General features: G+C 69.1%; 29 protein-coding genes and 3 pseudogenes. 14 read left to right on the plus strand and 18 right to left on the minus strand.

The window, feature by feature from the left end; translation table 11 throughout:
• The first annotated feature begins 91 nt into the window (after positions 1-91).
• From O3W51_RS36705 to O3W51_RS36715, 3 genes are all read left to right on the plus strand, one after another.
• Positions 92-2,458, plus strand: a complete 2,367-nt coding sequence (locus O3W51_RS36705) for a non-reducing end alpha-L-arabinofuranosidase family hydrolase (RefSeq protein WP_138357026.1) — start codon at positions 92-94, stop codon at positions 2,456-2,458.
• A gap of 513 nt (positions 2,459-2,971) precedes the next feature.
• A complete protein-coding gene (locus tag O3W51_RS36710) occupies positions 2,972-3,253 on the plus strand; it encodes a helix-turn-helix domain-containing protein (protein ID WP_232486213.1) in 282 nt (93 codons plus the stop codon).
• An 86-nt stretch (positions 3,254-3,339) separates the two neighbouring features.
• Positions 3,340-3,543 carry a hypothetical protein gene (locus O3W51_RS36715; RefSeq protein ID WP_232486209.1) on the plus strand — a complete coding sequence of 68 codons (204 nt, stop codon included), beginning with the start codon at positions 3,340-3,342 and terminating at the stop codon, positions 3,541-3,543.
• Positions 3,544-3,625: 82 nt separating this feature from the next.
• Here the strand turns inward: O3W51_RS36715 and O3W51_RS36720 are convergent, their stop codons facing one another.
• Positions 3,626-4,174, minus strand: coding sequence for a GNAT family N-acetyltransferase (locus tag O3W51_RS36720; protein ID WP_232486208.1), 549 nt, complete (start codon positions 4,172-4,174; stop codon positions 3,626-3,628).
• A 213-nt stretch (positions 4,175-4,387) separates the two neighbouring features.
• On the opposite strand from O3W51_RS36720, the gene O3W51_RS36725 reads away from it, so the two are divergent.
• From O3W51_RS36725 to O3W51_RS36745, 5 genes are all read left to right on the plus strand, one after another.
• Positions 4,388-4,927, plus strand: coding sequence for an ATP-binding protein (locus tag O3W51_RS36725; protein WP_138357027.1), 540 nt, complete (start codon positions 4,388-4,390; stop codon positions 4,925-4,927).
• A 182-nt stretch (positions 4,928-5,109) separates the two neighbouring features.
• Entirely contained in the window at positions 5,110-6,438 is a 1,329-nt protein-coding gene (locus tag O3W51_RS36730; RefSeq protein ID WP_138357028.1) for a hypothetical protein, read from the plus strand.
• 49 nt (positions 6,439-6,487) lie between these two features.
• Positions 6,488-6,691, plus strand: a complete 204-nt coding sequence (locus O3W51_RS36735) for a hypothetical protein (protein WP_138357029.1) — start codon at positions 6,488-6,490, stop codon at positions 6,689-6,691.
• Positions 6,688-7,392, plus strand: coding sequence for a restriction endonuclease (locus O3W51_RS36740; RefSeq protein ID WP_244808929.1), 705 nt, complete (start codon positions 6,688-6,690; stop codon positions 7,390-7,392). The genes O3W51_RS36735 and O3W51_RS36740 overlap by 4 nt, the downstream gene beginning before the upstream one ends.
• A gap of 101 nt (positions 7,393-7,493) precedes the next feature.
• Positions 7,494-7,667, plus strand: coding sequence for a hypothetical protein (locus O3W51_RS36745; protein ID WP_269288457.1), 174 nt, complete (start codon positions 7,494-7,496; stop codon positions 7,665-7,667).
• 279 nt (positions 7,668-7,946) lie between these two features.
• On the opposite strand, the gene O3W51_RS36750 is transcribed toward O3W51_RS36745, so the two are convergent.
• From O3W51_RS36750 to O3W51_RS36785, 8 genes are all read right to left on the minus strand, one after another.
• Positions 7,947-8,165, minus strand: coding sequence for a helix-turn-helix domain-containing protein (locus O3W51_RS36750; protein ID WP_187144674.1), 219 nt, complete (start codon positions 8,163-8,165; stop codon positions 7,947-7,949).
• A complete protein-coding gene (locus tag O3W51_RS36755) occupies positions 8,132-10,450 on the minus strand; it encodes an AAA family ATPase (protein ID WP_269288458.1) in 2,319 nt (772 codons plus the stop codon). Before O3W51_RS36755 ends, O3W51_RS36750 begins: the two co-directional genes overlap by 34 nt.
• A gap of 391 nt (positions 10,451-10,841) precedes the next feature.
• Positions 10,842-11,678 (minus strand): alpha/beta fold hydrolase, encoded by an 837-nt coding sequence (locus O3W51_RS36760; RefSeq protein WP_198359381.1) that lies wholly within the window; start codon positions 11,676-11,678, stop codon positions 10,842-10,844.
• 52 nt (positions 11,679-11,730) lie between these two features.
• Positions 11,731-12,066, minus strand: coding sequence for an STAS domain-containing protein (locus O3W51_RS36765; RefSeq protein WP_269288460.1), 336 nt, complete (start codon positions 12,064-12,066; stop codon positions 11,731-11,733).
• Between the two features lie 86 nt (positions 12,067-12,152).
• Positions 12,153-12,536: a WhiB family transcriptional regulator gene (locus O3W51_RS36770; RefSeq protein WP_331284117.1), complete on the minus strand. Its 384-nt coding sequence runs from the start codon at positions 12,534-12,536 to the stop codon at positions 12,153-12,155.
• Positions 12,537-12,584: 48 nt separating this feature from the next.
• Positions 12,585-13,418, minus strand: coding sequence for an alpha/beta fold hydrolase (locus O3W51_RS36775; protein ID WP_198359376.1), 834 nt, complete (start codon positions 13,416-13,418; stop codon positions 12,585-12,587).
• 64 nt (positions 13,419-13,482) lie between these two features.
• Positions 13,483-13,917, minus strand: coding sequence for a GlcG/HbpS family heme-binding protein (locus O3W51_RS36780; protein WP_164292110.1), 435 nt, complete (start codon positions 13,915-13,917; stop codon positions 13,483-13,485).
• 32 nt (positions 13,918-13,949) lie between these two features.
• Positions 13,950-14,252, minus strand: a complete 303-nt coding sequence (locus O3W51_RS36785) for a tautomerase family protein (protein WP_138357038.1) — start codon at positions 14,250-14,252, stop codon at positions 13,950-13,952.
• 343 nt (positions 14,253-14,595) lie between these two features.
• Here O3W51_RS36785 and O3W51_RS36790 point away from each other — a divergent pair, with 343 nt between their 5' ends.
• The 5 genes from O3W51_RS36790 to O3W51_RS36810 all read left to right on the plus strand — a co-directional run bounded on the left by O3W51_RS36790 (position 14,596) and on the right by O3W51_RS36810 (position 18,180).
• The gene (locus O3W51_RS36790; protein WP_138357039.1) at positions 14,596-15,003 is read left to right on the plus strand and encodes a nuclear transport factor 2 family protein; all 408 of its coding nucleotides are present in this window, start codon (positions 14,596-14,598) and stop codon (positions 15,001-15,003) included.
• Between the two features lie 46 nt (positions 15,004-15,049).
• Positions 15,050-15,340: a YciI family protein gene (locus tag O3W51_RS36795; protein ID WP_138357055.1), complete on the plus strand. Its 291-nt coding sequence runs from the start codon at positions 15,050-15,052 to the stop codon at positions 15,338-15,340.
• On the plus strand, positions 15,337-16,305 hold the full coding sequence (locus tag O3W51_RS36800) for an alpha/beta fold hydrolase (protein ID WP_244808928.1): 969 nt from the start codon (positions 15,337-15,339) through the stop codon (positions 16,303-16,305). The genes O3W51_RS36795 and O3W51_RS36800 overlap by 4 nt, the downstream gene beginning before the upstream one ends.
• 38 nt (positions 16,306-16,343) lie before the next feature.
• The gene (locus O3W51_RS36805) at positions 16,344-17,330 is read left to right on the plus strand and encodes a zinc-dependent alcohol dehydrogenase family protein (protein ID WP_164292108.1); all 987 of its coding nucleotides are present in this window, start codon (positions 16,344-16,346) and stop codon (positions 17,328-17,330) included.
• Between the two features lie 631 nt (positions 17,331-17,961).
• On the plus strand, positions 17,962-18,180 hold the full coding sequence (locus O3W51_RS36810) for a hypothetical protein (RefSeq protein ID WP_187144671.1): 219 nt from the start codon (positions 17,962-17,964) through the stop codon (positions 18,178-18,180).
• 1,053 nt (positions 18,181-19,233) lie between these two features.
• Here O3W51_RS36810 and O3W51_RS36815 read toward each other — a convergent pair.
• The 7 genes and pseudogenes from O3W51_RS36815 to O3W51_RS36850 all read right to left on the minus strand — a co-directional run bounded on the left by O3W51_RS36815 (position 19,234) and on the right by O3W51_RS36850 (position 25,177).
• A complete protein-coding gene (locus O3W51_RS36815) occupies positions 19,234-19,623 on the minus strand; it encodes a hypothetical protein (RefSeq protein ID WP_198359372.1) in 390 nt (129 codons plus the stop codon).
• A 264-nt stretch (positions 19,624-19,887) separates the two neighbouring features.
• Entirely contained in the window at positions 19,888-20,064 is a 177-nt protein-coding gene (locus tag O3W51_RS36820) for a hypothetical protein (protein WP_187145372.1), read from the minus strand.
• 44 nt (positions 20,065-20,108) lie between these two features.
• Positions 20,109-20,276 (minus strand): annotated as a pseudogene (locus O3W51_RS36825) (transposase); the annotation flags it as partial.
• A gap of 87 nt (positions 20,277-20,363) precedes the next feature.
• Positions 20,364-20,999, minus strand: a complete 636-nt coding sequence (locus O3W51_RS36830) for a VOC family protein (protein ID WP_269288463.1) — start codon at positions 20,997-20,999, stop codon at positions 20,364-20,366.
• A gap of 74 nt (positions 21,000-21,073) precedes the next feature.
• Positions 21,074-21,223, minus strand: coding sequence for a hypothetical protein (locus O3W51_RS36835; protein ID WP_164292077.1), 150 nt, complete (start codon positions 21,221-21,223; stop codon positions 21,074-21,076).
• Between the two features lie 37 nt (positions 21,224-21,260).
• Positions 21,261-24,854: a tetratricopeptide repeat protein gene (locus O3W51_RS36845; RefSeq protein WP_198359371.1), complete on the minus strand. Its 3,594-nt coding sequence runs from the start codon at positions 24,852-24,854 to the stop codon at positions 21,261-21,263.
• Positions 24,855-24,871: 17 nt separating this feature from the next.
• Positions 24,872-25,177 (minus strand): CU044_2847 family protein, encoded by a 306-nt coding sequence (locus O3W51_RS36850; protein WP_138357044.1) that lies wholly within the window; start codon positions 25,175-25,177, stop codon positions 24,872-24,874.
• 74 nt (positions 25,178-25,251) lie between these two features.
• Between O3W51_RS36850 and O3W51_RS48565 the strand changes: the two are divergent.
• Positions 25,252-25,622: pseudogene (locus tag O3W51_RS48565) on the plus strand (MmyB family transcriptional regulator); the annotation flags it as partial.
• A 213-nt stretch (positions 25,623-25,835) separates the two neighbouring features.
• On the opposite strand, the pseudogene O3W51_RS36860 reads toward O3W51_RS48565, so the two are convergent.
• Positions 25,836-26,051: pseudogene (locus O3W51_RS36860) on the minus strand (hypothetical protein); the annotation flags it as partial.
• A 327-nt stretch (positions 26,052-26,378) separates the two neighbouring features.
• Positions 26,379-26,743: DUF4246 family protein (locus O3W51_RS36865; protein ID WP_269288464.1), on the minus strand; the 365-nt coding region annotated here is incomplete at its 5' end.

Raw genomic sequence — 26,743 nt, forward strand, 5'->3', positions numbered from 1 at the left:
ACCGCACCCACCCCGCGGCGGATCAGGCCGTACCGGCCGATGCGCGCACGATCACGGCACCCAGAGTGACCCGCGACCCCCGAGGAGAATCATGAAGGGCCTGCACAGGCTCGGCAGGCGTCGCCGGACATGGACGATAGGACTGTCGGCCGCGGCGGTGGTGGCCGGTGTCGTGACGCTCCTCCCCTCCGCCGGAGCCGCAACCCTGGGTACGCAGGCGGCGCCCTCGGGCAGGTATTTCGGCACCGCTGTGGCCGCTGGCAGGCTCGGCGACTCGACGTACGCCGCGATCGCGGACCGGGAGTTCAACATGATCACCCCGGAGAACGAGATGAAGTGGGACGCCATCGAACCGTCCCGCGGCAATTTCACCTTCGGCCCCGCCGACCAGATCGTCAACCACGCCACGGCACACGGCCAGCGCATGCGCGGCCACACCACGGTCTGGCACTCACAGCTCCCGACCTGGGTCAGCTCCATCCGGGACGCGAACACGCTGCGCAGCGTGATGAACAACCACATCACCACCGAGATGACCCACTACAAGGGCAAGATCTACGCCTGGGACGTGGTCAACGAGGCGTTCGCCGACGGCTCCACCCAGCACCGCAGCTCGGTGTTCCAGAACGTGCTGGGCAACGGCTTCATCGAGGAAGCGTTCCGCACCGCCCGGGCGGCCGACTCCTCGGCCAAGCTCTGCTACAACGACTACAACATCGAGAACTGGTCGGACGCCAAGACCCAAGGCGTCTACAGCATGGTCAAGGACTTCAAGTCCCGCGGCGTGCCGATCGACTGCGTCGGGTTCCAGAGCCACTTCGGGACCGGCGGCCCGCCGTCCAGCTTCCGGAGCACCTTGTCCAACTTCGCCGCCCTGGGCGTTGACGTCCAGATCACCGAGCTGGACATCGCCCAGGCATCGCCAGCCAACTACGCCAACACCGTCAACGCCTGCCTGTCCGTGGCCCGGTGCACCGGCATCACGGTATGGGGCATCCGTGACAGCGACTCCTGGCGCAGCGGCGACAGCCCCCTGCTGTTCGACAACAACGGCAACCCCAAGGCCGCGTACACCGCAGTCATGAACGCCCTCAAGGCCGCGCCCGGTCCCGCCACGGGCGGGACGACCGGCGGGACCGGTACCGGGGAGATCAAGGGCGTCGCCGCCGGTCGTTGTATCGACATCAACGGCTCCTCCACCGTCAACGGCACCCAGGCACAGCTGTGGGACTGCAATGGACAGACCAACCAGCGCTGGACCTACACCTCCGGCAAGCAGCTGATGATCTACGGCAACAAGTGCCTGGACGCCATGGCCAAGGGCACCAGCAACGGCACCGCGGTGGTCATCTGGGACTGCAACGGCGGCGCCAACCAGCAGTGGAACATCAACACCAACGGCACGATCGCCGGTGGCCAGTCCGGGCTGTGCCTCGACGCCGTCGGCGCGGCCACCGCCAACGGCACCAAGATCCAGCTGTACTCCTGCGGGTCCGGCAGCAACCAGAAGTGGACCGGCCCGTCCGGGACGTCGACCCCTCCGCCGACGGGCAGCCCGTGTTCTCTTCCGTCGACGTACCGCTGGTCGTCGACGGGTGCGTTGGCGCAGCCGGCGAACGGGTGGGCCGCGCTGAAGGACTTCACCAACGTGGTGTACAACGGCAAGCACCTGGTCTACGCGTCGAACGTGTCGGGTTCGTCGTACGGCTCGATGATGTTCAGTCCCTTCACGAACTGGTCGGACATGGCGTCGGCCGGCCAGAACGGGATGAGCCAGTCCACGGTGGCGCCCACGCTGTTCTACTTCGCGCCCAAGAACATCTGGGTGCTGGCGTACCAGTGGGGTGCGTGGCCCTTCATCTACCGCACGTCGAGCGATCCCACCAACCCCAATGGCTGGTCCGCGCCGCAGCCGCTGTTCACCGGCGGTATCCCGGGCGCCGCCCCGATCGATCAGACGCTGATCGCCGACGGCCAGAACATGTACCTGTTCTTCGCCGGTGACAACGGCAGCATCTACCGGGCGAGCATGCCGATCGGGAACTTCCCCGGCAACTTCGGCTCGTCGTACACGACGGTCATGAGCGACACGGTGAAGAACTTGTTCGAGGCGCCGCAGGTCTACAAGGTCCAGGGCCAGAACCAGTACCTCATGATCGTTGAGGCTCGGGGTGCCGGTGAGCAGCGCTACTTCCGCTCGTTCACGGCCTCCAGCCTGAGCGGTTCGTGGATCCCGCAGGCCACCAGCGAGAGCAACCCCTTCGCTGGCAAGGCCAACAGCGGTGCCACCTGGACCAACGACATCAGCCATGGTGACCTGGTCCGCAACAACCCCGACCAGACCATGACCATCGACCCCTGCAACCTGCAGTTCCTCTACCAGGGCAAGTCTCCCACCGCCGGCGGTCCCTACGACCAACTGCCGTACCGGCCGGGTGTCCTTACCCTGCAGCGCTAACCCGCCTGATCCACGGTGATCGCGATGTGATGCGCTCTACCGGTGCATCGGACAAGCGGCTTACGGCGTGGGCAACTCCACCTGCTGACACTCCGGATCGACTTCGCGATCTCGCGTCGGACCGGGCAGGAACGGAACGGCCACCGCGTGATCGACGGGGGTTGTGTGGACTCCCGAAGATTGTGCGGTGGCCGCTGGGCCGCAGCGCACCAGCCGCCTGGCGTCTCACAGCAGCAAGGGCTGACCCGCGGGCGCCGCAGGCCAGGGTTCCCCTCGGCGGGGACCGAGACCCTATAGCCCACCGCACTCGGGGCGATGGGTGAGAAGCGGCTGAGCCGGGGCGAGCTGGCGGAGGCCGCCGCAGTCAGATGACGAGCTCGTGCATAGTTGGGACTGGCGCGTCGGGATCTTGATCGTTGATCATGTTTCGTGTGGTGGGCAACCGAGCGCGTGCAGCGATCCTCCGGAGTCATCGGGTCACAGGGCTGTCGCCTGACGTGATTGCTGAACTCGTTGCTGAGATCGGCCCGGTGTGGCACGAGCGGCACCAGTTGGCGTTGGTGTCGCGCCTTCGTCGCAAGGCTGGGCTGTAGGCGCTGGGGCGAAGTACAGGCTGGTCTTCATCGACCACTGCTGGTCACCCTCCATCACCTTCGCCACGGTGCTACTCACAATGTTCTGGCCTGCTGGTTCGGTGTCGACGGCTCTACGATCACCCGCGCCATCGGCGAGGTGCGGCCCCTGCTCGCGACGCGCGGCTGCGCCATCTCAATGGTGTGCCGTCGGCGTCGGTGAGGACCATGGACTTGACGGCGTTCTGCTTGTTCTTGCCGGAGATGAACTTCTCCCGGTCCTTGCGTCCCGCGGCAGGCGGACGCGTCGTGACACCGCCACACCGCAAGTTCAAGAAGAACGCACCGCACTGGTACGAAGAGATCCACGAATGCCAGCGCAAGGCCCACTCCTCACGCCGCATCCGCGTCGAGCACGGCACGGGACTGATCAACCCGGCGTTGGTCCTCACCACCGCCATGGAGGGGCCCCTGATCTGCGGAACCGCATCGATCCTTTCACCGCCGTCATGAGCCGTCAGCTCGACCAGCGACGTGAGCCCACCACAACGCCGGCAAGGCACGTCGAATCTCCTCCTTCGAAGCCCTGCTCCGATCAGGCCATCTCCGCTGTGATGGCCCAACGTTCATGGTCTCTCCACGCCCCGTTGATGAATTGAAAGTCGGCCGAGTAACCCTCCCGCACGAAGCGAAGGCGCTTGACCAGGTTCAACGACGGCGTGTTCTCAGGTTGGATGTTCGCTTCGAGCCGATGCAACTCCAACGTGCCGAAGGCGAACTGCATGACGAGTCCGAGCCCTTCGGTCATATAACCGTGGCCGGTCGTGGATGCGTAGGCGGTATACCCCAGAGTCCCGCTCTGGATCGTGCCCCGGACGATGTTGTTGATGTTGACACCGCCAACGATCGCGCCAGTGCCTTGCAAGCAAATTACGAAGCCTTCGTGAGTGGATTGCTCGAACCGACCGAGGTAAGTCTCGAAGGCTTCGAAGGACGAGTCTCGAGCCGACAGCCAGCGCCGCAGCATCTCAGAGCTCTCGCGGGCCAGCCCTTCGAGCTCCTCGTAGTCTTGGCGACAGACGTGGCGGATAGCTACCCGTGGCCCTTGCGCAAGATAGGTCGTGGAAGACATGGTGGAAGACATCGAGGAACCCTACGCAGCCCGCCCAGCAGCACAACCGCCAGGTTGCCGGCTGGCAGCTCTCCCCCCCCGTGGCCTCGGCTGCAGTGCCCGAGCTCACCACCTGCTCGGATCCTGAGGCGGGCGATACGCACGGCAGCTGTGAAAATAGGCGCCAAACGACAAGCCCTTGGCCTGCACAGCTCGCCAGTCACGCCAGGCCGTAGGGTTCCGGGCATGTATGCCGACAGTCCTCTGGAACCCCGTGCCCTCCTGATCAACGGCACCGTCGGCGTCGGCAAGACGTCGGTGGCAGAGGCAGTGGGCGGTCTTCTCACCGAGTCCGGGGTGCCGAATGCCGTTATCGACCTCGACTGGCTGAGGCGGTCTTGGCCGGCGGCACCGGGAGACCGCTTCAACTTCGGCATGATGCTGCAGAACCTGCACAGTATCGCCAGCAACTACCTCGCCGCTGGTGCGGTCCGGATGGTCCTGGCCGGTGTGGTCGAGGACTTGGACGACCGGAAGCAGTGCGGCGACGCGGTCGGTATCGGTCTTTCGGTGTGTCGGCTCCAGGTCGAACTGCCGGTGGTCCACCAGCGACTCTCCCGCCGCCACGAGAACGAGCCTGAAGCGCTGCATTGGCACCTGAAGAGATCCAGTGAACTGGCCGGGATCCTCGACGGGGCAGGAGTCGATGACTTCACCGTCGATGCCACCACACTCCCCATTTCCGAGGTCGCTGCCGCCGTTATCGCAACAGTTGGCTGGCCGTGAGGCCGCGGGCCCCGATCGTTCGAGTGACAGTCTTGAGATCACGGGGGAGGAGCCTTGCGAGCTGGCACATTCACCATCAGCGGCTCTCAAAATGAGCCGCCGGGCCACTACCCAACTCTCTCCCCGCCCTCGCTACTGGCGCCACAACGTGCTCAACGTCCGTCTCGCCGAAAACCCTCCTCTTGGCATGTCAGCATCAGACACAGGCACCGGCCGCGGTGTACGCGGTGCTGCCCGCCACGGTGGAGCGGATCTACATCACCGCCGGTGACCCGTGGCGCGCCGACGCCGCCCGCTACCCGTTCCTGCGCGACGCGGTCGCTGCGTGGCTGAACGCGCCACCCGGGGAGGGCTGGAGGGTGGAGGCGTCGCGGGGCAGGGACCGGATGGCCGGGCACCTGGTCCGCCCGCGCAACCCCGTCGGCCGGTGGCAGCGCGGCGAGCAGTACACCGAGATCCGCTCGGTGGGGGAGTGGTTCGAGGTCGGCGACGCTGACCCGGCCACCGTGCGGGACGCGTTCGTGGAGCTGTGGAAGGCCCTGAAAATCCTCTGGTCGGACGTGACGGTGATGGGCTCCCCGTCCCAGACGGGCCGTGACCTGTGGACCCGCACCATCCCGGCGAAGACGGGTGCGAAGTGGGCCGACGGTTACCCGGTGATGTCCGAGGAGATCCGCAGCCTCATGCATGTCACGGCCGGGCAGGGCCGCACGGAGCTGATCCTGCCGCCGTACGTGCCCGAGCAGCTGCCGCGCCTGATCGAGCTGGACCGGACCTTCGCCTACGCCAAGCACGCCTGGGCCTCCGGCGTCGGCACCCCTCGTCGGGTCACCGCCGCTACGTTCGCGGCGATGTCGGACAAGGAGAAGGTCAACGCGTTGTTCGCGCCGTCGCACTGGCAGGTGCGGGTGACGGTCCCCGACAGGTGGGAGCACGTCGGGATTCTGCCGGCACCGTCGGCCGGGGACCGGGCGTGGGAGTACCCGTCGCAGGGCGGCGGCTCGTGCGTGACGTGGGCCGGGGGAGCGGAGGTCAACCTGGCGCTGCGCAACCCGATCGCCCCGTGGCGGATCGAGATCCTCGACGGCCTGGTGTGGCAATCCGGCGACCCGCTCAAGGCGTGGTCGAAGAAGCTGAAGGACGCCTGGTCGCTGCTGCGGGGCAAAGCAGAACTGCACGGCGATGAGCGCGGCCGCGAAGCCGCCCGCCTCGCCTCCCGCGGGGTCCGCTCGATCCTGCTCTATGGGATCGGCGGGTTCGCACAGCGCCCGCGGATCGTGACCGGCACGGTGCCGGTCGGCCAGGACGCCCCGGACGGCGCGCGGATCATCGCCGCCGGCCGCCGCCGTCGCGGCCTGCCCCGAAATCTGGCGCAATCCCTACCCGTGCCTCGTGTCCGGCGCCCTATGCCCGCAGGTCGATGGCCCGGAACGGTTTGCACGCTCTGGCTCGAATGCGGCCTTTTGAGTAATGATCCACCGGTTGTTGTCGGTTGCCGCTGCTACATCTGAAAGGGAGACGGGCCGCACCGGGCGGCCCGCTCGTGGAGGGGGACTCCTCATGCCCGAAGGCAAGCACTACCGGCGCGGCCACTGGGTCAACAACTCGACCCGTGGGGCGAAGAGCAGCAGCAAGTGGATCGGCTTCGCGGTCGCAGCCGTCCTGGGATGGGGGGCGCTGCACGGCGGCTTCAGCACCAGCACAGACACCAACAGCACCCCGACACCGACGCCGACCGTCGCCCAGCCGGCCGCCGCCCGGTGAACCGCCGCTGGACACGCTGGCGGGCGCTGCTGCCGCCGCCGCCACGCCACCGCAACGAGCGCATCGCCGCCGTCATCGCCGGCTTCTTCGGCTTCCTGATCGTGCTGCAGTTGGTCCGCGCCGCGCTCGGGGCGCTGGTGCGGGCCTGGTACTTGCTGCCGGCCCTGGCCGCCGCAGCCGCCGCGGTGGCTCTGGTGCTGTGGGCCCGGCGACAAGCTGCCCACCGCGCCCGGGCGCTGCGCCTGAAGGACCTGTGCCTGACGCTGGCCGAGCTGGACGCCTTGGACCCGACGGGGTTCGAGTTGGCGGTGCGGGACCTGATGATCCGTGACGGGATCGCTGCCCGGCATGTCGGGCAGCGCGGCGACCAAGCCGCCGACGCGGTCGGCACGGACCCGGTAGGGCGGGTGTTCGTCGCGCAGTGCAAGCACACCACCGTCGCCGGCCGGGTCGTCTCGCGCACCATGTACGAGGTCAAGGGCACCGCCGGACCCGTGCACGGCGCCGACATCGCGTTCGTCGTCACCAACGGCGGCTTCACCCGCGACGCCAAGACCTGGGGCGAGATCAACCACGTCCACTGGCTCGACCGCGACAAACTCCGCCAGTGGGCCGAGCACGGCACCTCCCTGCACAAGGTGCTCCGCATCCCCGCCCGCACCCGCACACGGATGCGCCGTCAACCGCAGGTCACCGGGTAGGCAGACGCGTCTGCCCGCCTGGACACTGCCTCGCCCGGTACCGGCGTTGAGAGGGCGCCGACGGGTAGCGGGCTGGGAGGGGGCGAGGATTGCGCAGGGTCGTGCTGATCGGGTTGCTGATGGTCGGAACAGCATCGGTCGGCATGGCGGCAATGCACCTGTTGCTCGGACGCTGGTGGCGGGACGCGGCGGAACTGGCTGCCACGGTGACCGCCGGTATGGCAGGCGGTGCACTGATGCTCCCCTGGGCGGGCTGGAGCGGAAGGCGCCGGTAGGTAGGCGGCCCGTCCGGACCCCGGGGAACAAGAGTTGGTCGGCAAGGTCACACCGGTCCGCAGCTTGCTCCGGGAAAGGAACGTTTCTGAGAAAAGGATATCGCGGTACGGGTGTGCGGGGCGTACTCGATCGGGCGAACGAACCCCGTTTTGGTTATGCCTCACACGGCGCGGGGCGCTGGCGGGGAATCACCGCATTCGGCGGCCAGTGCCTCGGCTGCTGCGCGGGCGTCGCGGGCCCGGCCCTCGGCGTCCTGGGCGAGGCAGCGCCTCAACGGCCTATCGGCCGTCGGGATCCTGGCGCACCATGGCACCTGGCAACGGGTGCTCCTGCGCTGCAAGGGTGGTGAGTGCGTCGCGCAAGCCGGCGCGGGCGGTGACGCCGAGTTTCGGAAAGACGTTGTAGAGGTGTCCGCTGACCGTTCGGGCGGAGAGGTGCAGCCGTTCGCCGATCGCTTTGTTGGTCAGCCCCGAGGCCGCGAGTGTGGCGATCTGCAACTCCTGCGGAGTGAGCAGTATGTCCGTCGTGTCGGCCTGCCTGCGGGACATGCCGGTTGCCCCGAGTTCGTTTCGCGTACGGCGGCTTCGACGAGGTCGTAGGCGACGAAGAGTTGTAGTTGCCGGGCGGTTCCGGGTTCCAGTCCGTGGGGGCCGATCTTGGTCGCCTGGGTGTACGCGGTCTCGTAGTCGCCGCGTCCGATCGCTGCGAGGGTTCGTACGCGGTAGACGTGCTGCGGCACGATGAAGGCCTGACGGGGGATCGACCAGGCGAGCATTTCCTCCAGGGGCTCCTCGGCTTCTTCCTGTTGTCCGAGGGCGGCTGCGGCCAGTGCTTTGCTGTAGTGCAGGAACCAGACGAAGTTGACGTACCCGTAGGATTCGGCGCGCTCCAGTCCCTCCTCGGCGAAGCGTTGGGTGTCGTCCCACCGTCCGGCGAGGTAGCTTTCCGCGCACAGCAGCATGAGCGCGTTGGTGACGGCGGCGACGGCTCCGGTACGGGCGGCGTCCTGCCACACGCGCAGCAGTGGTTCGCGCAGGTCGGCAAGGCGGTCGACGTCATTGGCCACATACCCCACGCGGATGATCTGCCCGGGGTCGAGCTCGGTGGTCAGGGCTGCGATCTCTTGGTCCAAGGTGTGCAGCGCCTGGGGGGAGACCAGGGCGGGATTGGATACGACCTCGGAGCGGATGAGCACGCCTTCCGGCAGTTTGCCGCGGTACTTCTCCACCAGCTCGAGGTAGGGGTCCCACATCTCCTTGCGGCCGTTGAGGGAGGCGATCACCGACAGGACCCAGATCGCGGCGTTGATCTCCTCCGCGGTCGGCTCCAGGCCAGGGGCTTGCAGGGCGGTGGTCAGGACCCGGAAGGCGGAGATGACGTCGGCGTCGGAGTACAGCATGAGGGAGGCCGCGGCTGACGCGGTCGCCAGCGAGCTGACTCCTGCGTCCAGCTGCCGGGCGTCGCTGAGCAGTTGCGAGACCGATTGCAGGTCTCCCATCACCTCGGCGGCGAAGTAGGCGGCGCCGGCCAGGCGCTGGGATCGGTGCTCGGGATCCGGGCTCAGATCGGCCGACCGGGTCATCGCCGCCACGGCCGCAGAGGGGTCGCCGCGTTTAAGGGCCTGGATCGACTCGTGCTGCAGGAGAGTGGCCACCTCCTCGTCGGGGCCGAAGGACGCTTCGGCGAGGTGCCAGGCGCGGTGCCCCGGATCGGAGTGCCGGCAGTTGGCAAGGGCCCGGTGGGCTTGGCGTCGTTGCTCCGGTCGGGCCAGTTCGACGACAGCGGAGCGCACCAGCGGGTGACGGAAGACAACCGAGTGTCGGCTGTCGACGGTGATGACGCGCTCACGTTCGGCGAGGTCGAGCTGGGTGGCGGCATCGGGTCCCACTACGCGCTCGTCGGACAGGACCTGGCCCGAGCCGTCCAGGGCGAGCAGCAGGAGCAGGTCCCGGGTCTGCGGCGTCAGCGCGGCGATGCGGGCAGTGAAGATGCGGGTGAGTCGCTCGGTGAGTGGCAGCACGGTGGGAAGGGTGTCCGCCGTGGGGTACCGGTCCGGCGTCAGCGTTGTTGGGAGCTCGACGAGGGCGAGCGGGTTGCCCTGGGCTTCGGAGACGATGCGCCGGCGCATGTGCTCGGCCAGGTCCGGGTGGCGGGCGAACAGCAGGGCTTCGGACTGCGCGTCGTCCAGAGGATGGATGGTGAGGCTGTTGACGTCCCCGCGCGTGTGCAGGGGCTGCCCGGTGGTGCGGACTGCCGAAAGCATGCGCACAGAGGTTCCGGCGACCCGCCGCGCGACGAAGGAAAGGACGTCGGCGCTGGCGTCATCGAGCCACTGGGCGTCGTCGATGATGGCGACCAGCGGTTGTTCGCGTGCGGCGAGCAGCAGGACGGACAGGGCCGCGGTCGAGATGAGGATGCGCGAGGGCGTCGCGCCTTCGCCGAAGCCCAGAGCCACGCGGAGGGCGCTGTCGTGGTCCGGGTCGAGGTCGGAGAACAGGGGGAAAAGCGGCACGAGGAGCTGGTTGAGGCCGGCGAACGCGATATTGGCCTCAAACTGGGCGCCGGCGGCCCGCAACGTCCTCATGCCGCCGGCCTGGGCGAGATCGGCGGCAGCATCGAGCAGAGCGGACTTTCCCACACCGGGGTCACCGAACAGCGTCAACGAGCCGCCCAGCCGGGCGGTGTCGTCGATCACCGTTTTGATGAGGTCCAATGCGCTGGACCGGCCGGTCAGACTGGGCGCGGCGCTGCGATCCCCGGTTCCCGGATGCTCTGCGCTCATGCGAAGGTGCCTCTTTCCGAATGCGGGTGCTGTCACCTCAGGGAATGCGGCAATGCGGTACCGGGATCCCTCGGCGGGCCGAGTGCGCAGCGGGCTGGCCGAACGCGTCGAACGCGAGCAGCGGACCTGGCCGGGTCCGCGGAGACGCGGGTCGGCGGGACCTATTCATGATCATCTTCTCTGTTCGATGCATCCCTTGCTGTCCCGATTCTATTGGACGCCGTTCCGCCTCGTACTGATCCACGAACTCGCAGGGGGTCTTATAGGCGGCGGTCCGCAGTCTGTCTCGGCTCGCGGTGTCGCAGCTGATGCTGCAATGCGGCCACGGCGTGGGGCGGCCGTCCTGGGGACGGCCGCCCGTTCCCGCCGGGGGGTCGTTTCAGGCCGTGGCCTAGCGGGTGGTGGTGGCGGCGTCCTCGATGAGGTGGGTGACGGTGCCGGGGTGGGAGATCATGGCGACGTGGGAACTGCTGATCTCGATGGTGTGTGAATGGGCGCGCTGGGCCTCGAAACGCTCCACCGGTGCGCCCAGTGCCTGGTCCTGCTTGGCGACCAGGGCCCAGGACGGGATGGTGTGCCAGGCGGCGGCCGTGGGCGAGGCGGCGAATGCGGCGGCGGCGATGGGGCGCTGTTCGGCGGCCATCACAACAGTCTGTGAAGCGGGCAGGTCGGCCGCGAACACGGAGCGGAACAAGGTGGGGTCGACGTACAGGTCCGAGCCGCCGGTGCCGTCGGCGTTGCTGAAGGGAATGGGGCGCAGGGAGGGGTTCAGTGCGTTGGTCCCGGGGAATTTGTTGGCCAGCGCGCCGAGGTTCTCGCCGGTGTCGGGGACGAGTGCGGCGATGTAGACCAGGGCCTTGACCTGGGGGTCGTTCGCGGCGGCCTGGGAGATGACGGCGCCGCCGTAGGAGTGGCCGACCAGGACGACCGGGCCCTTGACGCTGGCCAGGACGCTGGCGATGTAGGTGGAGTCCTGGGCCAGGCCGCGCAGCGGGTTGCCCGGAGCGATGACCGGGTAGCCGTCGTGCTGCAAACGCTTGACCACGCCGTTCCAGCTCGAGGAGTCGGCGAACGCGCCGTGCACCAGCACCACCGTGGGCTTGGCGGCGGTGCTCGAAGCGGCGGGGGTGGTGTGGGCGGAGGCCAGCGGGGTCAGGGACAGGCTGGCCGCAGCCGTGACGGCGGCGGTGACGAGCAGGGTGTGCAGGCGGGGACGGCGGACGGACATGGCGGATCTCCTCGGAAGGTGGTGGGGTCCAGCGGGTCAAAGGGAGGTCAGCTCAGGTGGTGCTGAGGACCAGAAGCGCAGGGGCCGTGGCTGGCACGGGCTGCCCGTGGTTCTGGAACAGGTCGTCGGGCAGTGGGTGCATGGCGCATACCAGGGTGAGGAAGCGGTCCACTGTGGCGCTCACGGGTCCGATGCGGACGGTGCTGTGCTCGCGTGCCGCGCGTGCGTGGGAGCGCAGCAATGAGTTGAGTCCGGAGCAGTCGATGAAGGTCACGGAGCTGAGGTCCACGGTGACGGCTACCAGTGGGCAGCGCAGCCAGGCGTAGATCTCGGCTTCCAGGACCGGTGCGGTATCCAGATCGATCTCACCGCCCACGCGCAAGGTCACGCTGTTCGAGGTTCGCTGCCCGGTGATCCAAAGCCCCGGGGCGGGTTGACGAGGGCAGTTCCCTGCAGGAAGCGGATCGGCTGTGCTCATGCGGCCCTCGACGCGGGCTGCGGGATCCTGCACCGGCGTTCGGTCAGGCCGCCCCATATCCCGGATAGCTGGCGGGTGTTCAGGGCGAACGCGGCGCACCTGTTAAGGACCGGGCAGTCCTGGCAAACGGCGATGGCGCGTTGTTCGCGCCTGCGTCGGCGGTGGCCGCGTTCGCCGGGGGGTGAGAAGAACACGGCCGATGCCATGCCCTGGCAGGCGGCGTCGGCCTGCCATTGCCAGACGTTGAGCAGGGGAACGAGGGGACTGGCGCGCATGGTTGATTTCTTCTCCTCAGCCAGGGGCTTCATCGGGTGTTGTGCGCCTGTCCCTTTGCCCCTCGACGTGGCTGCCCAGTTGGGGACAGGAGGCGGGCGGGCCATGGACGGGCAGGTGGCGGCAGCGGCCGTCACCTGCCCGTCCACGCGGAGTCAGGCGGCGAGGAAGTCCACCAGTGCGGTGTTGACCTGCTCCGCGTGGGTCCACAGCAGCCCGTGGGGGGCGTCGTCGATCTCGACGTACTGCGCGGCCGGCACGGCCTGGGTGAACACCCGCCCGGTGGCGTCGATCGGCAGGATCCGGTCGGCGGTTCCCTGCAGGATGAGTGCCGGCACGTCGATCTTGGCGATGTCGGCGCGCATGTCGGTGTGCCAGCTGGGCACCACGGCCGAGGACGCGAACGGCGACATGGTCGTGGCGGTGTTCCAGCTGCTGCGTACCGCCTCTTCGCTGATGCGGGTGCCCAGGTTCACGCCGAGGTTGTAGAAGTCGTTGAAGAAGTTGGTGAACCAGGCGTACCGGTCCTTCTGCGCGGTGGCGATGATGCCGTCGAACACGTCGGCGGGCAGGCCGGTGGGGTTGTCGGGGGTCTGCAGCAGGAACGGTTCGATGGGTGCGAGGAACGCGACCTTGCGCAGGTTGGCGGTGCCGTAGGTGCCGATGTAGCGGCCGATCTCGCCGGTGCCCATGGAGAAGCCGACCAGGGCGACGTCCTTGAGGCGCAGCACGTCGAGCAGCACATCGAGGTCGGCGGCGAAGGTGTCGAAGTCGTAGCCGGTGGTGGGCTGGCTGGACTGACCGAAGCCGCGGCGGTCGTAGGTGATGACGCGGTGCCCGGCCGCGAGGAGCGCTGGGATCTGCAGCTCCCAGGACTTGCCGTCCAGCGGGTAGCCGTGGATCAGCACAACGGGCGAGCCCTGGCCGTGGTCCTCGTAGTACAGGTCGACGTCGGTGGTGTTTTCCTTGGCAACCGTGATGTAGGGCATGGCGCTGCTTCCCTTTCGGAGGGATGGGATGTGTCGGGGCGGCGCTGCGGAGATAGCTGCCGGGTCAGGGGCGGCGCAGGGCTTGGACCGCGAACGCGGCGACCTCGTGGTCCTGGGCGGGTGATCCGCCACCTGCGCCGAACGCCCCGACGACGACCCCGGCGGCGTCGATGATCGGGACGCCGCCGGCGACGAAGGCCAGCGGGAGCGCGGTGGCGGTCTGGATCGACGACAGCGGGGCGCCGGACTGCACCGCCGGGGCCAGGTCCGCAGTCGCGGCGCCGAAGTACACCGCGGTGCGGGCCTTGGCCCCGGAGGTGTCGATGGACGCGAGCGCCGCACCGTCCATCCGGGTCACCAAGACGGTGTTGCCGCCGCCGTCCAGGACCGTGAAGGTGCACGGAACCCCGAGCTCAGTGGCCTTGTCGACACCTGCGGCGGAAGCCGTGGCCGCGTCGCGAAGGGTCAGGATGACCGGTGAGATCTGTGTGAGCGGCATGGCCATTCCCCTTCAGGTGGTGCCGGGTGGTGCTACTTGCCGGTGTAGGGGGCGGCCTTGGCGAGGTCGGGGCGGGTGACGGGGTGGCCGTCGATGGTCTGGTAGGTGGCTGCGGAGCGGCCGAGGGTGTCCAGGAGGGTGGCGGGACCGGCGAAGGGCTTGCCGCCGATGTGCCAGCCGTCGGTGTGGAGTTCCTCGATGAGGACCCACACGATCTCGCGGAAGGCCTCGGATCCCTCGAACTTGACCATGACCTCGGTCAGGGCGGCGGCCATGTCGTGCTTCTCCTGCGTGGTGAACACTCCGTCGACGAGCTTGACGTTGACGAACGGCATGAGGTGCTCCTAAGGATGCGATGGGGCTGCCCCGCCGAGCGGCGGGAACAACTGAATCCTCATCCCGCAGGCCCGCACACCGCACCAGTCATCCGACCTGACTGCAGCGGGCTCTTTGTGCGGCCCCGCGGTCACTCCACGTCATCGCCGCCGCAGGCCAGTCCGCCGCGCCGCGGGCGGTGCGCTCGCCATGGGCGGCATCGGACCGGCACCCGCAGGCGATCATCGGCGTTTCGGTGCAGAAAGCCGGGTCGGATGACTCATGTACCGCCCGGGAGCTGCGACGAGCATGGTCAGGGACGGCGCAGCCGCCGAACACCTCACCGACGAAACGAGAGATCCCATGTCCGAGGAATCCAACAAGCACCTGGTCGCGGAGGCGTTCGATGCCTGGGCCGCCGGCACGGGAGGGGTGTTCGACCTCCTGGCCGAGGACGCGAACTGGACCATCGTCGGCAACAGCGTCGCCTCCGCCACCTACCCCACCCGTGCGGCATTCATCGACACGGTCATCACCCCGTTCAATGCGCGGTTGAGCAGCCCGCTGGTGCCGTCCGTACGGGCGCTGTACGCCGACGGGGACACCGTGGTCGCCCTGTTCGACGCGAGCGCCACCGTGCGTGACGGCTCCCGCTACGACAACACCTACGCCTGGTTCCTGACCATGCGCGAACACCGGATCGTCAGCGCCGTCGCGTTCTTCGACAGCGTCGAGTTCAACGACTTCTGGGCCCGGGTCCAGCCCGCCTGACCCCATGGCCCGTACCGCTCCGTTCTGATGATTGGCCGTGCACACCATGTTCATCGTGATCTTGAACTACACCGCTCCGCTCGACGAGATCGACCGCCACCTGGAGGCCCACAACACCTGGCTGGAGGAGAACTTCGCAGCCGGGCACTTCATCGCCTCCGGCCGCCAGGACCCCAGGACGGGCGGCCTGATCTTGGCCAGGGCCAATGACCGAGAGGAGCTGGGCCGCATCCTGGCCCGGGACCCGTTCGGCAGGAACAAGGTGGCCACGCACACGGTCATCGACTGGCGCCCCTCGCGCGCAAGCGCCGAGTCCCAGTGGCTGCTGCAACCGTGATCCCCGCAGCGGCGACCTCCGCAGGACCTGCCGGGCTCGGCACCTCGCGCACGGTGCGGGCCGGTGTCCTGGAGGTCGCCTACTACGAGGCCGGCCCTGCCCGGGGCCCCGCCGTCCTGCTGCTGCACGGATTCCCCTACGACGTCCACAGCTACGTCGACGTCGCCCCGGAACTGGCCGCAGCCGGCCTGAGGATCATCGTCCCCTACCTGCGCGGCCACGGCCCCACCCGCTTCGCGGACCCTGCCACCGCGCGGTCGGGGCAGCAGGCGGCACTGGGCGCCGACGTCATCGAACTGCTGGACGCTTTGGGCCTGCCGCGCGCGGTGCTGGCCGGCTACGACTGGGGCGCGCGGGCCGCCAACGTCGTTGCCGCGCTATGGCCCGAGCGCTGTGCAGGGCTGGTGTCGGTCAACAGCTACCTCATCCAGGACATCAGCGTCGCGGGCCGGCCCCTGCGACCCGACCTGGAAGCCGGGTTCTGGTACTTCCACTACTTCGCCACCGAACGCGGCATGCGCGGCCTGACCGCCAACCGGCGCGACATCGCTGAGGTGATCTGGCGGCGCAACCCGCCCGACTGGGACTTCGCCGACACGCTCCTGGACCGCACCGCCCGGGCCTTCTTCAACGAGGACTATGTGGACGTGGTCATCCACTCCTATCGGCACCGGCTCGGGCTGGCGCCGGGAGACCCGTCCTACGAGGAGCTCGAGCGGCAGCTCGCCCGCCAGCCTGCCATCACCGTGCCGACGATCACGCTGGACGGGGAGGCGGACGGCAACTTTCCCGCCACCGACGGCTCCGCTTCAGCCGCGCACCTCACCGGCCCGCGCGAGCACCTGCGGGTGCCGCATGCCGGGCACAACCTCCCCCAGGAGTGCCCGGCCGCGTTCGCGGCCGCGGTCCTCGACCTGGCCCTGCCCGATCCAACGGCCCGCCCCCAGCCCAACCGCTCCTCATAACGGTGGCCTCCATCGTGACCTACCGAAGGACCAGGACCATGCGCGCAGCCGTACTGACCGAGTTCGCCACCTCGTTGCACCTCACCGACATCACCAAACCCGTACCCGGCCCGGGCCAGGTCCTGGTCAAGATCGCTGCCAGCGGCGTGAACCCCCTGGACACCAAGATCCGCGCCGGCCTGGCCTCGCACGCCCGTACGGTGCTGCCCGCGGTGCTGGGCCTGGACCTGGCCGGCACCGTCGAAGAGGTCGGCCCCGGCGCGACCGGGTTCTCTCCCGGCGACGAGGTCTACGGCCTGAGCGGCGGCGTCGGTGACCTCCAAGGATCGTTGGCCCAGTACGTTGCCGCCGACGTCCGACTGCTCGCTCACAAGCCCGCCACCTTGACCCTGCGGGAGGCCGCGGTCCTGCCCTTGGCCGTCGTCACGGCCTGGGAGGGGCTGGTGGACCGGGCCCAGGTCGGCACCGGCCACAAGGTCCTGGTGCACGGCGGCGCCGGCGGCATCGGTCACGTCGCGGTGCAGATCGCCCGCGCCCGCGGCGCCGAGGTCTTCGCCACCGCCTCCGCGACCGACGCCGCGCTCGTGCGGCAGTTCGGAGCCACCGCGATCGACTACGCCACGACCGAGGTGCAGGAGTATGTCACCGCACACACCGGTGGCGAGGGCTTCGACATCGTCTTCGACACCGTCGGCGGCGCCGTCCTGGACGACTCCTTCGCCGCGGTGCGCACCTACACCGGCCACGTCCTGAGCGCCCTCGGGTGGGGAAGCCACAGCCTGGCTCCGCTCTCCTTTCGCGGCGCGACCTACTCAGGGGTGTTCACCTTGCTGCCCATGCTCACCGGCCGCGGCCGCGAGCACCACGGCGAGATCCTGCGCCAAGCCGCCGCCATGGCCGACGCGGGCCTGCTCAAGCCGCTGCTGGACCCCCGCCGCTACACCCTGGACACGGTCGCCCAGGCCCACGCCGCCGTCGAGGACGGCTCGGCACACGCCAAAATCGTGGTCGACATCGAGATCTGACCCGGCACCCGGTCGGCCAGCGCACAAGAGCCCGGTAGCGCGACCAGTGCGCTACCGGGCTCGGCGTCACGGGCGCCGACGGGAACCACAGGGCCCCGCCCACAAGCCCGACCCCGCGGCGGCGCGCCAACGCGCTCACCGCCACCCCCGGAGCCCTGGACGACTTCTTCGACCCGCTTTGAGACCCCGGTCCCCGGCGAGAACGCCATCGTCTGCACCGGCGACGCGCACGCGCGGGGCCCTGACGGTGCGCTGATCAGCGCACCCATTCGTAGTCATCCTCCTCGGCCCGGCCGGCGGCCGTCGTCGCCGAGCAGGTCGTTGACCTCATCCTCGGTGAGTTCACGCGTCTCGTCCAGGACGATCAGGAAGCTTCGCCGGCGCCCAGCGCGCCGCGCATTCTCCTCGTACCACGTCCGCGTCACTCGTCCCCGATCACGACCTGTCAAAACTTCTGACAGCAACACCGGTTTCCTGGGCCGTTCCTACTCGGACCCCAGGCCCGCGAGATGGTCGCGGGGCGAGCCGCGGCCCCTGCCTGCCAAGGCTTCGAAGGGCGGCCCCCATACCCACCTGCTACAACCCCCAGCCGGCAATCGAGAACCGTCACCCCTCGGAGGATCGTGGGGGGGTGCTCGGAGCGCTGCATGCGCCGGGCGTGGTGCTGCTGCCATGCCCTGGTGCGTTGGATCTGCAGATCGTCCAGCCCGGTCGCCGCGGACAGGGCTTCGCCGGTGATCCCGACGGGCTGCTGCGCCAGGGCGCGCAGGATCTTTCCGGCCCACAGCTCCTCGGGGATGAAGGGCCGTTGGTCGTACTCATCCTGCAGGGTGGTGAGGTGTTCGGGTGAGCAGGTGGCGATCAGGCGCAGGCCGTCACGTGCCGGGTCGCGGGCGTGAACAGCGGAGGAGTCCCGGACGACGGCCAGGCGGCACCCGTCGGTGAGCCGCCGGGCGCACACGTCGCAGATGTCCGTGTGCGGGATGGGCGGTGAGGGGTCGTGTCTCATGCGGTTCTCCTGCCCTTTCCGTGCCGTGTCGCGACCGGGGGTGTCGCTGAGTGGGCGACAGAATGCCTATCGGGCAGTGCCGCGAAAACCTATCGCGTGTGAAGTAGACATTCGCTTCCGGGTGTGGGTAGTGTTCTGGTCGTAGTCAAGAAGGAAGCAGGGCGCGGCAGACACGAACTGCCGCGCGGAGTGTGTGGCACGGTGATGGAATCCGGCGGCCAGTGCAGTGCTGGTGGGTCGCAGGGTTGATTGCCGGGCCGGGCCGCCCCGGGAGGGGCCGCCGCGCAGGACCGCAGTAACGCAGTACGGCACGTGCAGGTCTGACACGCAGTACCCGAAGTACCGCATCACGCAGGACAGCAGTACCAGATGCGGTTGCAGTACCAGCAGCGCAGTACACAAGTGGTCTCTCGGTGAAGGCGTCGGGCTGCGGGCGCGCGTGCCGAGAGGTTCGGCAGTGGGGTTCTAAGCCAGAGCGGTTGCAGTACGGGCGACGGGGCTGGCTGCCGGACGGTGGTGCGGTGAAGGCCACCAGCAGTACCCGCAACACAGCTGTACGGCAGTACCAGCAGTGCAGTGGCATGAAGTTCTCTTGGTGAAGGCGTCGGGCTGCGGGCGCGCGTGCCAAGGGGTTCGGCAGTGGGGTTCTAAGCCAGGGCAGTTGCAGTACGGGCGACGGGGCTGGCTGCCGGACGGTGGTGCGGTGAAGGCCACCAGCAGTACGTATCACCCGTAGTGCGCAGTACCGAACGAGCAAGTGATTGATCCAGAGGGAACGGAGGGGTTGAGCGCCATCAGGATCGCCCGGGCGAAGTAGTGGGCCCGGGTACCGCAGGACATCGATAGTGAGGTGGTCTCCGGTCACGCATCAGCGATCCCCGTACCCCCGACTGATTACCGGTCGGGTGCGGACACAGTAGGCCGGCGCAGTATTGGGGTCGGCAGGTGGTGTTTTCCGTCCTTCGGGGCCCTGGTGCCATGGCACCAGGGCCCCTCCACGCGTCCCCCCAGTCCTTTCGCCTGTTTCCCAGCGAGGTCAGATTTGATCCAGGCGCGGGGGTGTTGGCCGCGGTTGATGACGTGGTGCAGGCCATCGTCCCGGGGGTGGGGCCACCACACCTGCTCCGGGACGACGTTCTCCCTGGGCACCGTCAGGAAGGCGGTGCGCAGCCAGGCGCGTTGATGGAAGTACCCGCTCTCGCGTGCGTCGAGCTCCTGCGCACACTGGACCCGGAGCCGGTCCGCGATGTGCGCCACCTCCCCGATCGCCGGCGCGTCACTCATCGCCGGGCTCAGGCTCAGGGTTCGGCTCCGGAGCGGGGTTCCCCGGGTCGCCGGGACTGGAGTTCAGGCCCCCACTTCTCCATCCTGGTCCTGCCGATGCGCCATGAAGGCCCGACTAGTTGGTGGTCGGCACCAGGCGGCCTCGAAGTTGACGGACCGCCGCGCGCCTGGGGGTGCTGTTCGCCGTGATGGCAGGATGCCCCAAATTGGGCTCGCTAGGTACCACCGCAGGTCCACCGTGGGCACCCATGAGGTGCTTGCAGGTCAGGCATGGGTCCAACCGCGCAGGACGGCGGCTGCCTGGCGGACGTCGAGTTGTCCGTGGTCGACATGATCGACGAGGTCGCCGGCCTCGGCTGCGGTGACCTTGACGGGCTGGCCGCTGGCGGTGAGGTAGGCCACCGCGACCGAGGCTGCGTACAGCAGGTTGCTGTGCTCCATCGCGGGGACACGGACCAATGAGTGCAGCAAGGCAGCAGCCCTGTGTGCGGCTCGGGATAGACCGGGGTGCCCATGGTCTCGTAGCGGTGCCACGCGATGGCCTCGAGCGTTCGGCGGTGATCGGCCCTCCGCCGTCCACGGACCGGGTCAGCCGGCATCAGCGGCTCGATCCGGCTCCACATCGCATCAGTGATCACTGATCGGGCAGACACATCCGATCAACTGACCAATCCACTAAATCGACACGCGCCAGCCGGGAGATCCCGGCCGGCTGCTCCCGCGGAGCAGTCGGGCCCTGGTCAGATCGTGACCGGGCCGTGGGCGGTGGCGAACTCGACCGAGACCAGGCCCGGTTCCTCATCCTCAACCCAAGTGACGTCGATCTGGTCGAGGGGGTGGTCGGCCGGTTCGCCGAGGAATTCGGCGATGGAGGCGGCGTCGCCGGCGATGGAGACCCCGTGGATGGTGGTGGAGGTGCGCGGGTCGGCGCTCGGGCGCTCCTCGATGGGGACCGACCACTGAAGGAAGTAGGGCAGTTGCGGGTCCTCCAGCAGTTCCAGCAGGCCGATCTGCTTCCACCTCAGGTCGAACCCGTCGGGGCGGACGCGGTGGCCCTCGGCCGAGGTGCGGCCGAGGCGGGTCTCGACCGGGGCGATGTCGTCGACGGAGACCACCCAACCGAGCCAACCGCCGCCCTCGGCGGCGCGGCGCGCGACCGCCTGGCCGAAGGGTGCGCGGTCGGCGGCGGGGTGGTCGAGTGTGGTGACGACCTCGACGTAGGTGCCGCCGCTCAGCGGGAGAATAGAATTGCGGGTGCCGAATCGCGGGTGCACGCCGCCGTCGACGAACCCGGCGCCGAGGGCCGATCCGATCCGCTGGACGGTCGAGACGAAGCTGTCGCGGGCCACCGCGTAGGACACGTGATCAAGTCGCACGGCGCCATCATCACCCGACAACCCGTACAAATCCCGACGCCACGCCCGCCACCCCGGCCGCGTCCGCCGTGGATTCAGCCGTGGAGCGGATCGATCGTCGTCATCCCGGCGGGGGAGGCCCGGTCGAAGCCAGGCGGCAGCGCTGCCGCCTCGTCGAGGCCCACGACCCGCTCGATCAGCCGCTGCGGGGCGAACGCTGCTGCCACAAGATTTCGATCCGGCATGCAGCACCCTGCGCACCGCACTTCCAAGAGACAGGCTCTAGCGCTGCTGATGCCGTGCCACGTCCGCGTGGAGGTCGCCGATGAATTTACGGATGGTGAGTTCTCCCCAGCCGGAGTCGAAAGCTACGTAGACGCCATAAACGATCTCGATGTCGTCGAACAGATCGAGCGCCCGGATCGAGTCGAAGCCCGCACACGCGGAGAAGGTGTCGCCGAGGTCGATCTGCGCGGAACTCAGCCCCAGGTTGCCGGTCAGCCAGCCGACCACCCAGGAGCGGAGGGCGGAGACGGAGACGGGACGTCCGGCTCTCCAGTTCGCGGCTCTCCGGTTCGAGGGGCGCCGCGACGTACGGCGGAGGTCGGCGGCGGTGGCGTTGATCAGGGCGAGCAGGCTGCGCGGGGTGTCCGCTTCGGCGATCGCATCGTCGTCCAGGCAGAGTCCGTACTCGATGCCGGTCGCGCCGGCCACCTGCAGCAGAGCGAGCGAGTCGTAACCCAGCTCCGCGAAGAACATGTCCTGGACGTCGTCATCCAGGTCCACGCCGTCGGCCTCTCCCGCGCTTTCCCGGAGCATACGAGCCAGGTCAGCCCAGCTCATCGCGTCGTCGCCGGTCTCGTCGCCCGGCGCGCGCTGGTCCAGGTCCCGCAGTTGCGCCGCCAGACGCTTGCGGACGGCGGTCAGATCCTCCTGATAGGTCGTGTTCTGCGGTTCGTCCCGCACGAGCGTGTAGGCCGCCTCCCAGGAATTCCGGTACAGGCGCGCCGCTTCCTCGCCCTGATGCGAGGCATGGGCGAGATCTCCCAACCTGGCGTAGCACAGGCCCAGATCGCGGCGGGAGGCGGCGCTCTCGGGTTCCGTGCGCGCGAGTTCCTCGCGGATCCGCAGGGACTGGCGGTACTGAGCGGCGGCCCGGTCCAGGCCGCCTTCGGCACGGGCCAGATCGCCCAGCCGGTTGTACGAGACCGCCAGGTCGCGCAGGTGCACGGTGCTGTCGGGTGCGCGCCGCGCCAGCTCCTGTCCGATCATGACCGCCTGCCGGTACATCTCGGCGGCCTGGTGCGGCTGTTCCGTGCCGGACAGCAGATCCCCGAGCCGGTTGTAGGCGACCAGCAGATCCCGTTGCACCGAGGCGTCGCCCGGCTCCGCAGTGGCGAGCCTGCGTGCTGTGGCCAGCGCCTTACGGTGCAGCCGCTCGGCCGTGGACCACTGGCCGTCCAACCGGGCGAGCTCGCCGAGCCGGTCGCAGCACACGGCCAGGTCCCGCTGGTGGACCGGGCTCGACGGTGTCGCCCGCACCAGACCCTCGGCGATGCCCAGAGCCTCCTGGTACCACTTGGCGGCTTCACTGCGGTCCCCGGCGGCTCGGGCCGTGTCGCCCAGCCGGTTGCAGAGCACCCCCAGGTCCCGCTGGTGGCCGGTGTTTTCCGGGTGATCGCGGATCAGGTCCCGGCCGAGAGCCGTGCCCTGGCGGTACAGCCGGCCGGCCTCCTCGCCGCGTCCGTAGGACCTGGCGAGATCTCCGAGGCGCAGGAGGGCGGCGGCGAGGTCGGGCAGCGCATTGTCGTCGGCGGACCGGGTGGCCGCTGAGATCCGCTCCAGCAGCTCGGCGCCGACCAGCCGCAGCAGGCCGTGCAGCAGCGACACGTCGCCGGACCCGGTCGGTGGGGCTTGCACGGCTCGCTCGGCGCGCCGGGCGAGCGCGGGCAGCCGGGCAGCCAGCGCCTGAGCCACCGAGGTGGTGACCTCGCCGTCCGCCGTCCCCAGCCGGGCGAGCACATCGAGCGCATGGACGACCTGGCCGTCGGCGTCCAGGCCCAGCACACCTGTCAACAGCGCCTTGTCCAGGTCCGCTGGCGGGCCCGTCCGCAGGTCCTCGCGCAGGACCGCGGCCACCAGTGCTTCGCCCAGCTTGTCGGGGCGCAACGGGACCAGGAGCGCGGGTCCCTCGTAGAGCCCTGCCAGCCATCCGACGAGCGCCCGGTTCTCCGGGCCCGAGCCGCCTTCCCGCGCCGCGGCCAGGGCGGTCAGCGCGTGGGCCTGCCGGCTGTCGGCGGCGCCCGCGAGTGTCGCCGCCGCCACCAGGCGGCGGCGCAAGGCACCGTCCAGCCAGGGCACGCCGGCGGCGGTCGCGGTGGCCGCCCAGTAGCGCTCCTCATGGCGAAGGATCCGGTCCACGGGAAGTCCCTCGTTGCCCGGCCCCCCGACGGACCCCGCCCCCGGTTCGGTATCCGGGCGAAGGACGCGGTCCAGCGCCTCGAACAGAACTTCCAACGGCAGCCCGTAGCGCGCGTCGTCCAGATCCGGTGGCGTGACGACCGGGCCGCCGGGTGCGTGCCAGGCACGGGAGAACGCGTGAGCGGCCTGTTGGTACAGCGTCCGGCGCTGCTCGCCGGTGAGGTGCCCAGCGGCCGTGGCGCTGTCGCCGGCCTCGGACAGGATCGTCCGCAACGGTGCGGGCGCGTCCTCCTCCAGCCTCGCCAGGGTGTCGGCCGACGGACCTGTACCGGTGCGCGTCAGCAGCAGAACACGGACCGGCGCGATGTCCGTCGCGCCGTGGCGCAGGGCTTCCAGCAGGGCCAGGAACTCTGGCGTGCCGACGGCTTCGACGTAGTCGATCACCACGAACCGGGGGAGTGGCAGCCGCGCCAGATCGGCTGGAGCGCTGTCGCGTCTCCACAGCCCGCTCACCCAGCCGTGCCGCTCCATCCGGGCGGCCAGTTCCAGGCCGAAGCGGGTCTTGCCTGCGCCTCCGCGCCCGGCCACCTGGACCACCGACATCGCGTGCGGTGCCCGGCACCACGCGGTCAGAGCGTCGAGTTCCGCGTCGCGGAACAGATACGGGACCACCGCGAAGTCGCTGCGCAGCAGATCTGCGGGACTGGAGCGCGGACCTCGGGTGAAGGGCGCCCAGGGCCGCTCCAGCGCCGTGGCGCAGTCCGCGACCGGCAGGACACGGTGCCAGGCGGTCCGGTCGGCGAGGACGGCGGCGCGGTTGAGGCCGCGTATCCGCCGGCCGGCGGCGAGCAGGTCCGCCGGCACGCCGGGGCCGCCGTCGAAGAGCGCGGAGACGGGCGACGCCCAACCGCCCAGATCCGTGTCGATGTTCCGGGAGGCCGATACGACGCCGACCACCGCTCGGCGCTCGGGGCACAACAGCGGCGCCCCGGACAGCCCCGGTCTGGCCTGTCCCGCCTTGAGCCGGAGGTAGCCGTCGCCTTCCACTCCCTCGAAACGGAAGGTGGCGGGAGAGCCGGGCGGGTCGAGGCCGTATTCCCGAGGCGGGTAGCCCCAGGTCTGGCACTCCTGCTCCCCGAGCGGATCATCGGCTTCGAGCAGGACGCAAGGGTGGTCGAGTGCGGCGTCGAGGCGGATCAGGGCCAGATCGGGGAAGGGCCACAGCGCGCCGGCCCCCTTCGGCGCGGACCGTGCCACGACGGTGCCCTGTACCGGGTGCGCGCTGATGCCCGCGTCCGTGACCACACTGACCGCCGCCTGGTCCTTGACGACGTGTGCGCAGGTCAGTACCCATCCGGGTGCCACGAAGAACCCGGTGCCGCACAGCAGTTGGTCCACGGTGTCGATCCTGACGACACAGCGGCGCAACTCCCGCGATTCGACGCGTGTGTACATCGCGCGGCCCCGACCGGTCAGGGCCGGCTTCCGGCCTTCCAGGTGAGGGTGATCCGCAGCGCCGCCTCCCCGCTGCCCTCGATCAGCATGCCGGTCAGTTTCCCGGACTTCGCGGTGAGGTTCAGCCCGAACTCCACAGTCGCCTCATCGGGTCGCACCCTGTCCCAGGCGGCGGCGAGTTGGTCGCCGATGGCCTCCACCGTACCGCGGACCCCGTCGAAGGACAGTGCGTCCGCAATGCCCACGGTCTGCGGACCGCTGCCTTCCGCGAGTTCGACGAAGAATTCCGTCGTCCCGGTGCGCACGAGTGCCGGCTGTCCCATGGATCCCCCTCATATGTGCCCTTGCCCATCCGAAGTGAAGTCTCGCCTGCTGCCCGCCGGTTGAGCAAGGGATCATGACCGGGGACCGCCTTCGGACCGGGCCTCGACACATTTCTCGGCCGGCGCTGGCCCTTCTCTACGCTCTCGTGTCCGCCCGCCCCGGCCGTGAGCCGCAACCTCGCCGACGAGCAGGCCCGCGCGCTCGCCCCCCTGTACGAGCCCGGGCGCAACCTGGTCCGGGCCGGGTGTTCCTCGACCCGGCGTCCCGCCGGCTCTTGCCCGACTGGGCCGAAGTTGCCGCGCAGACCGCAGCGGCCCTGCGCGCCGAAGCCGACCCAACGACCCCAGGACCGTCCGCTTGATCGCCGAGTTGGAGACGGACGAGGAGTTCCGCCGTCTGTGGGCGCGGAATGAGACGCGACCCGCCCGTGACGAACTCAAGCGCTTCGCGCACCCAGTCCTCGGCAGCCTCGCCCTGCGAAGGCAGGCGCTCACCGTCGGCGGCCACCTGCTCGACCGTCACGCCCGGGCCGCGGTTCCTCGCGACCCGCACGACGTCTTGGCGGAACTCTTCCGGATAGGGCTTGGGCACAGCGACATCCTTCCCACCTGCCCTGCAGGGCAAGCCAGTTCAGATGTCACCCGATCGTGCGGCAGACCCCTGCAATACGGCTATAAGGGGGCGGAACGAGGCGCTGGCGACCATGTCGTCAGGGTCCTCGTTGGACTCCAGGAACACCGGCACGATGATCCTGGCGACCTTGATGGAGCCGTCCTTGTTGAGGCGGAGCGCCCGGCCGATGTTCTGGACGATCTCGACTTGGGAGCCGCGGGTGTCGGCGAAGCAGATCGCCTCGACGCCGCGCTCTGCCGATGTCGACCACCATGAACGGCGGCAGCTGCCTCACGGCCAAGTGACACTGGCGTACCACCACCGCTGGAACGCCGAGCGGCCGGAGCACCCCGTCAGGGGCTGCTCCGGCCGCATACCCTCCCGAGCAGCCCAACGGGGACGAGCCGGAAAACGGCAGCCTTCGGGCGGAGTGTTGGACCTGCGCGGGGCCTCGGGGGCGGAATGACACTCCCGGGCCCCGACGGCCTTTCGCGCCGACTCCGTGACGTGCTGGGGCAGGTGACCGTCCAGCGCCTCGACTATCTCACCTGGGCGCTAGCGTCCAATGCGCCGCGACGGCAGAGGGATTCAGTGCTCGCAGAGGGAGAATTCTCGTTCGTAGAGCTGCTCATTGTGTTCATTGACGAAGAACTTGCGTTCCTGCATGAGTTGTTCGCGGTATTCCTTGGCCTGATTGAGCGTCATCGTCGATGTGTCGGACCATGGTTGCTGTGGTGGCAAATCGGAGGTCGAGACGATTCTTTCCGACGGGTCGACCAGGAAGAACGCGAGTATCTTGCGGTGTCCCGCGCGGGTGGGGTCGGTGCAGGGCCTCGGCGTGAAGTCGACTTGAGCGGGTTCGCCCCAACTGGCCTTGCTGGTGGGGTAGGTGGCAACATGCGGCAGGCGCGGTTGCCAGCGATCATGTGAGTGTCTACGTCCCATGATCCTTG

The sequence above is a fragment of the Streptomyces sp. H39-C1 genome, assembly GCF_027158125.1.
GTDB classification, from domain to species: Bacteria; Actinomycetota; Actinomycetes; order Streptomycetales; family Streptomycetaceae; genus Actinacidiphila; species Actinacidiphila fildesensis.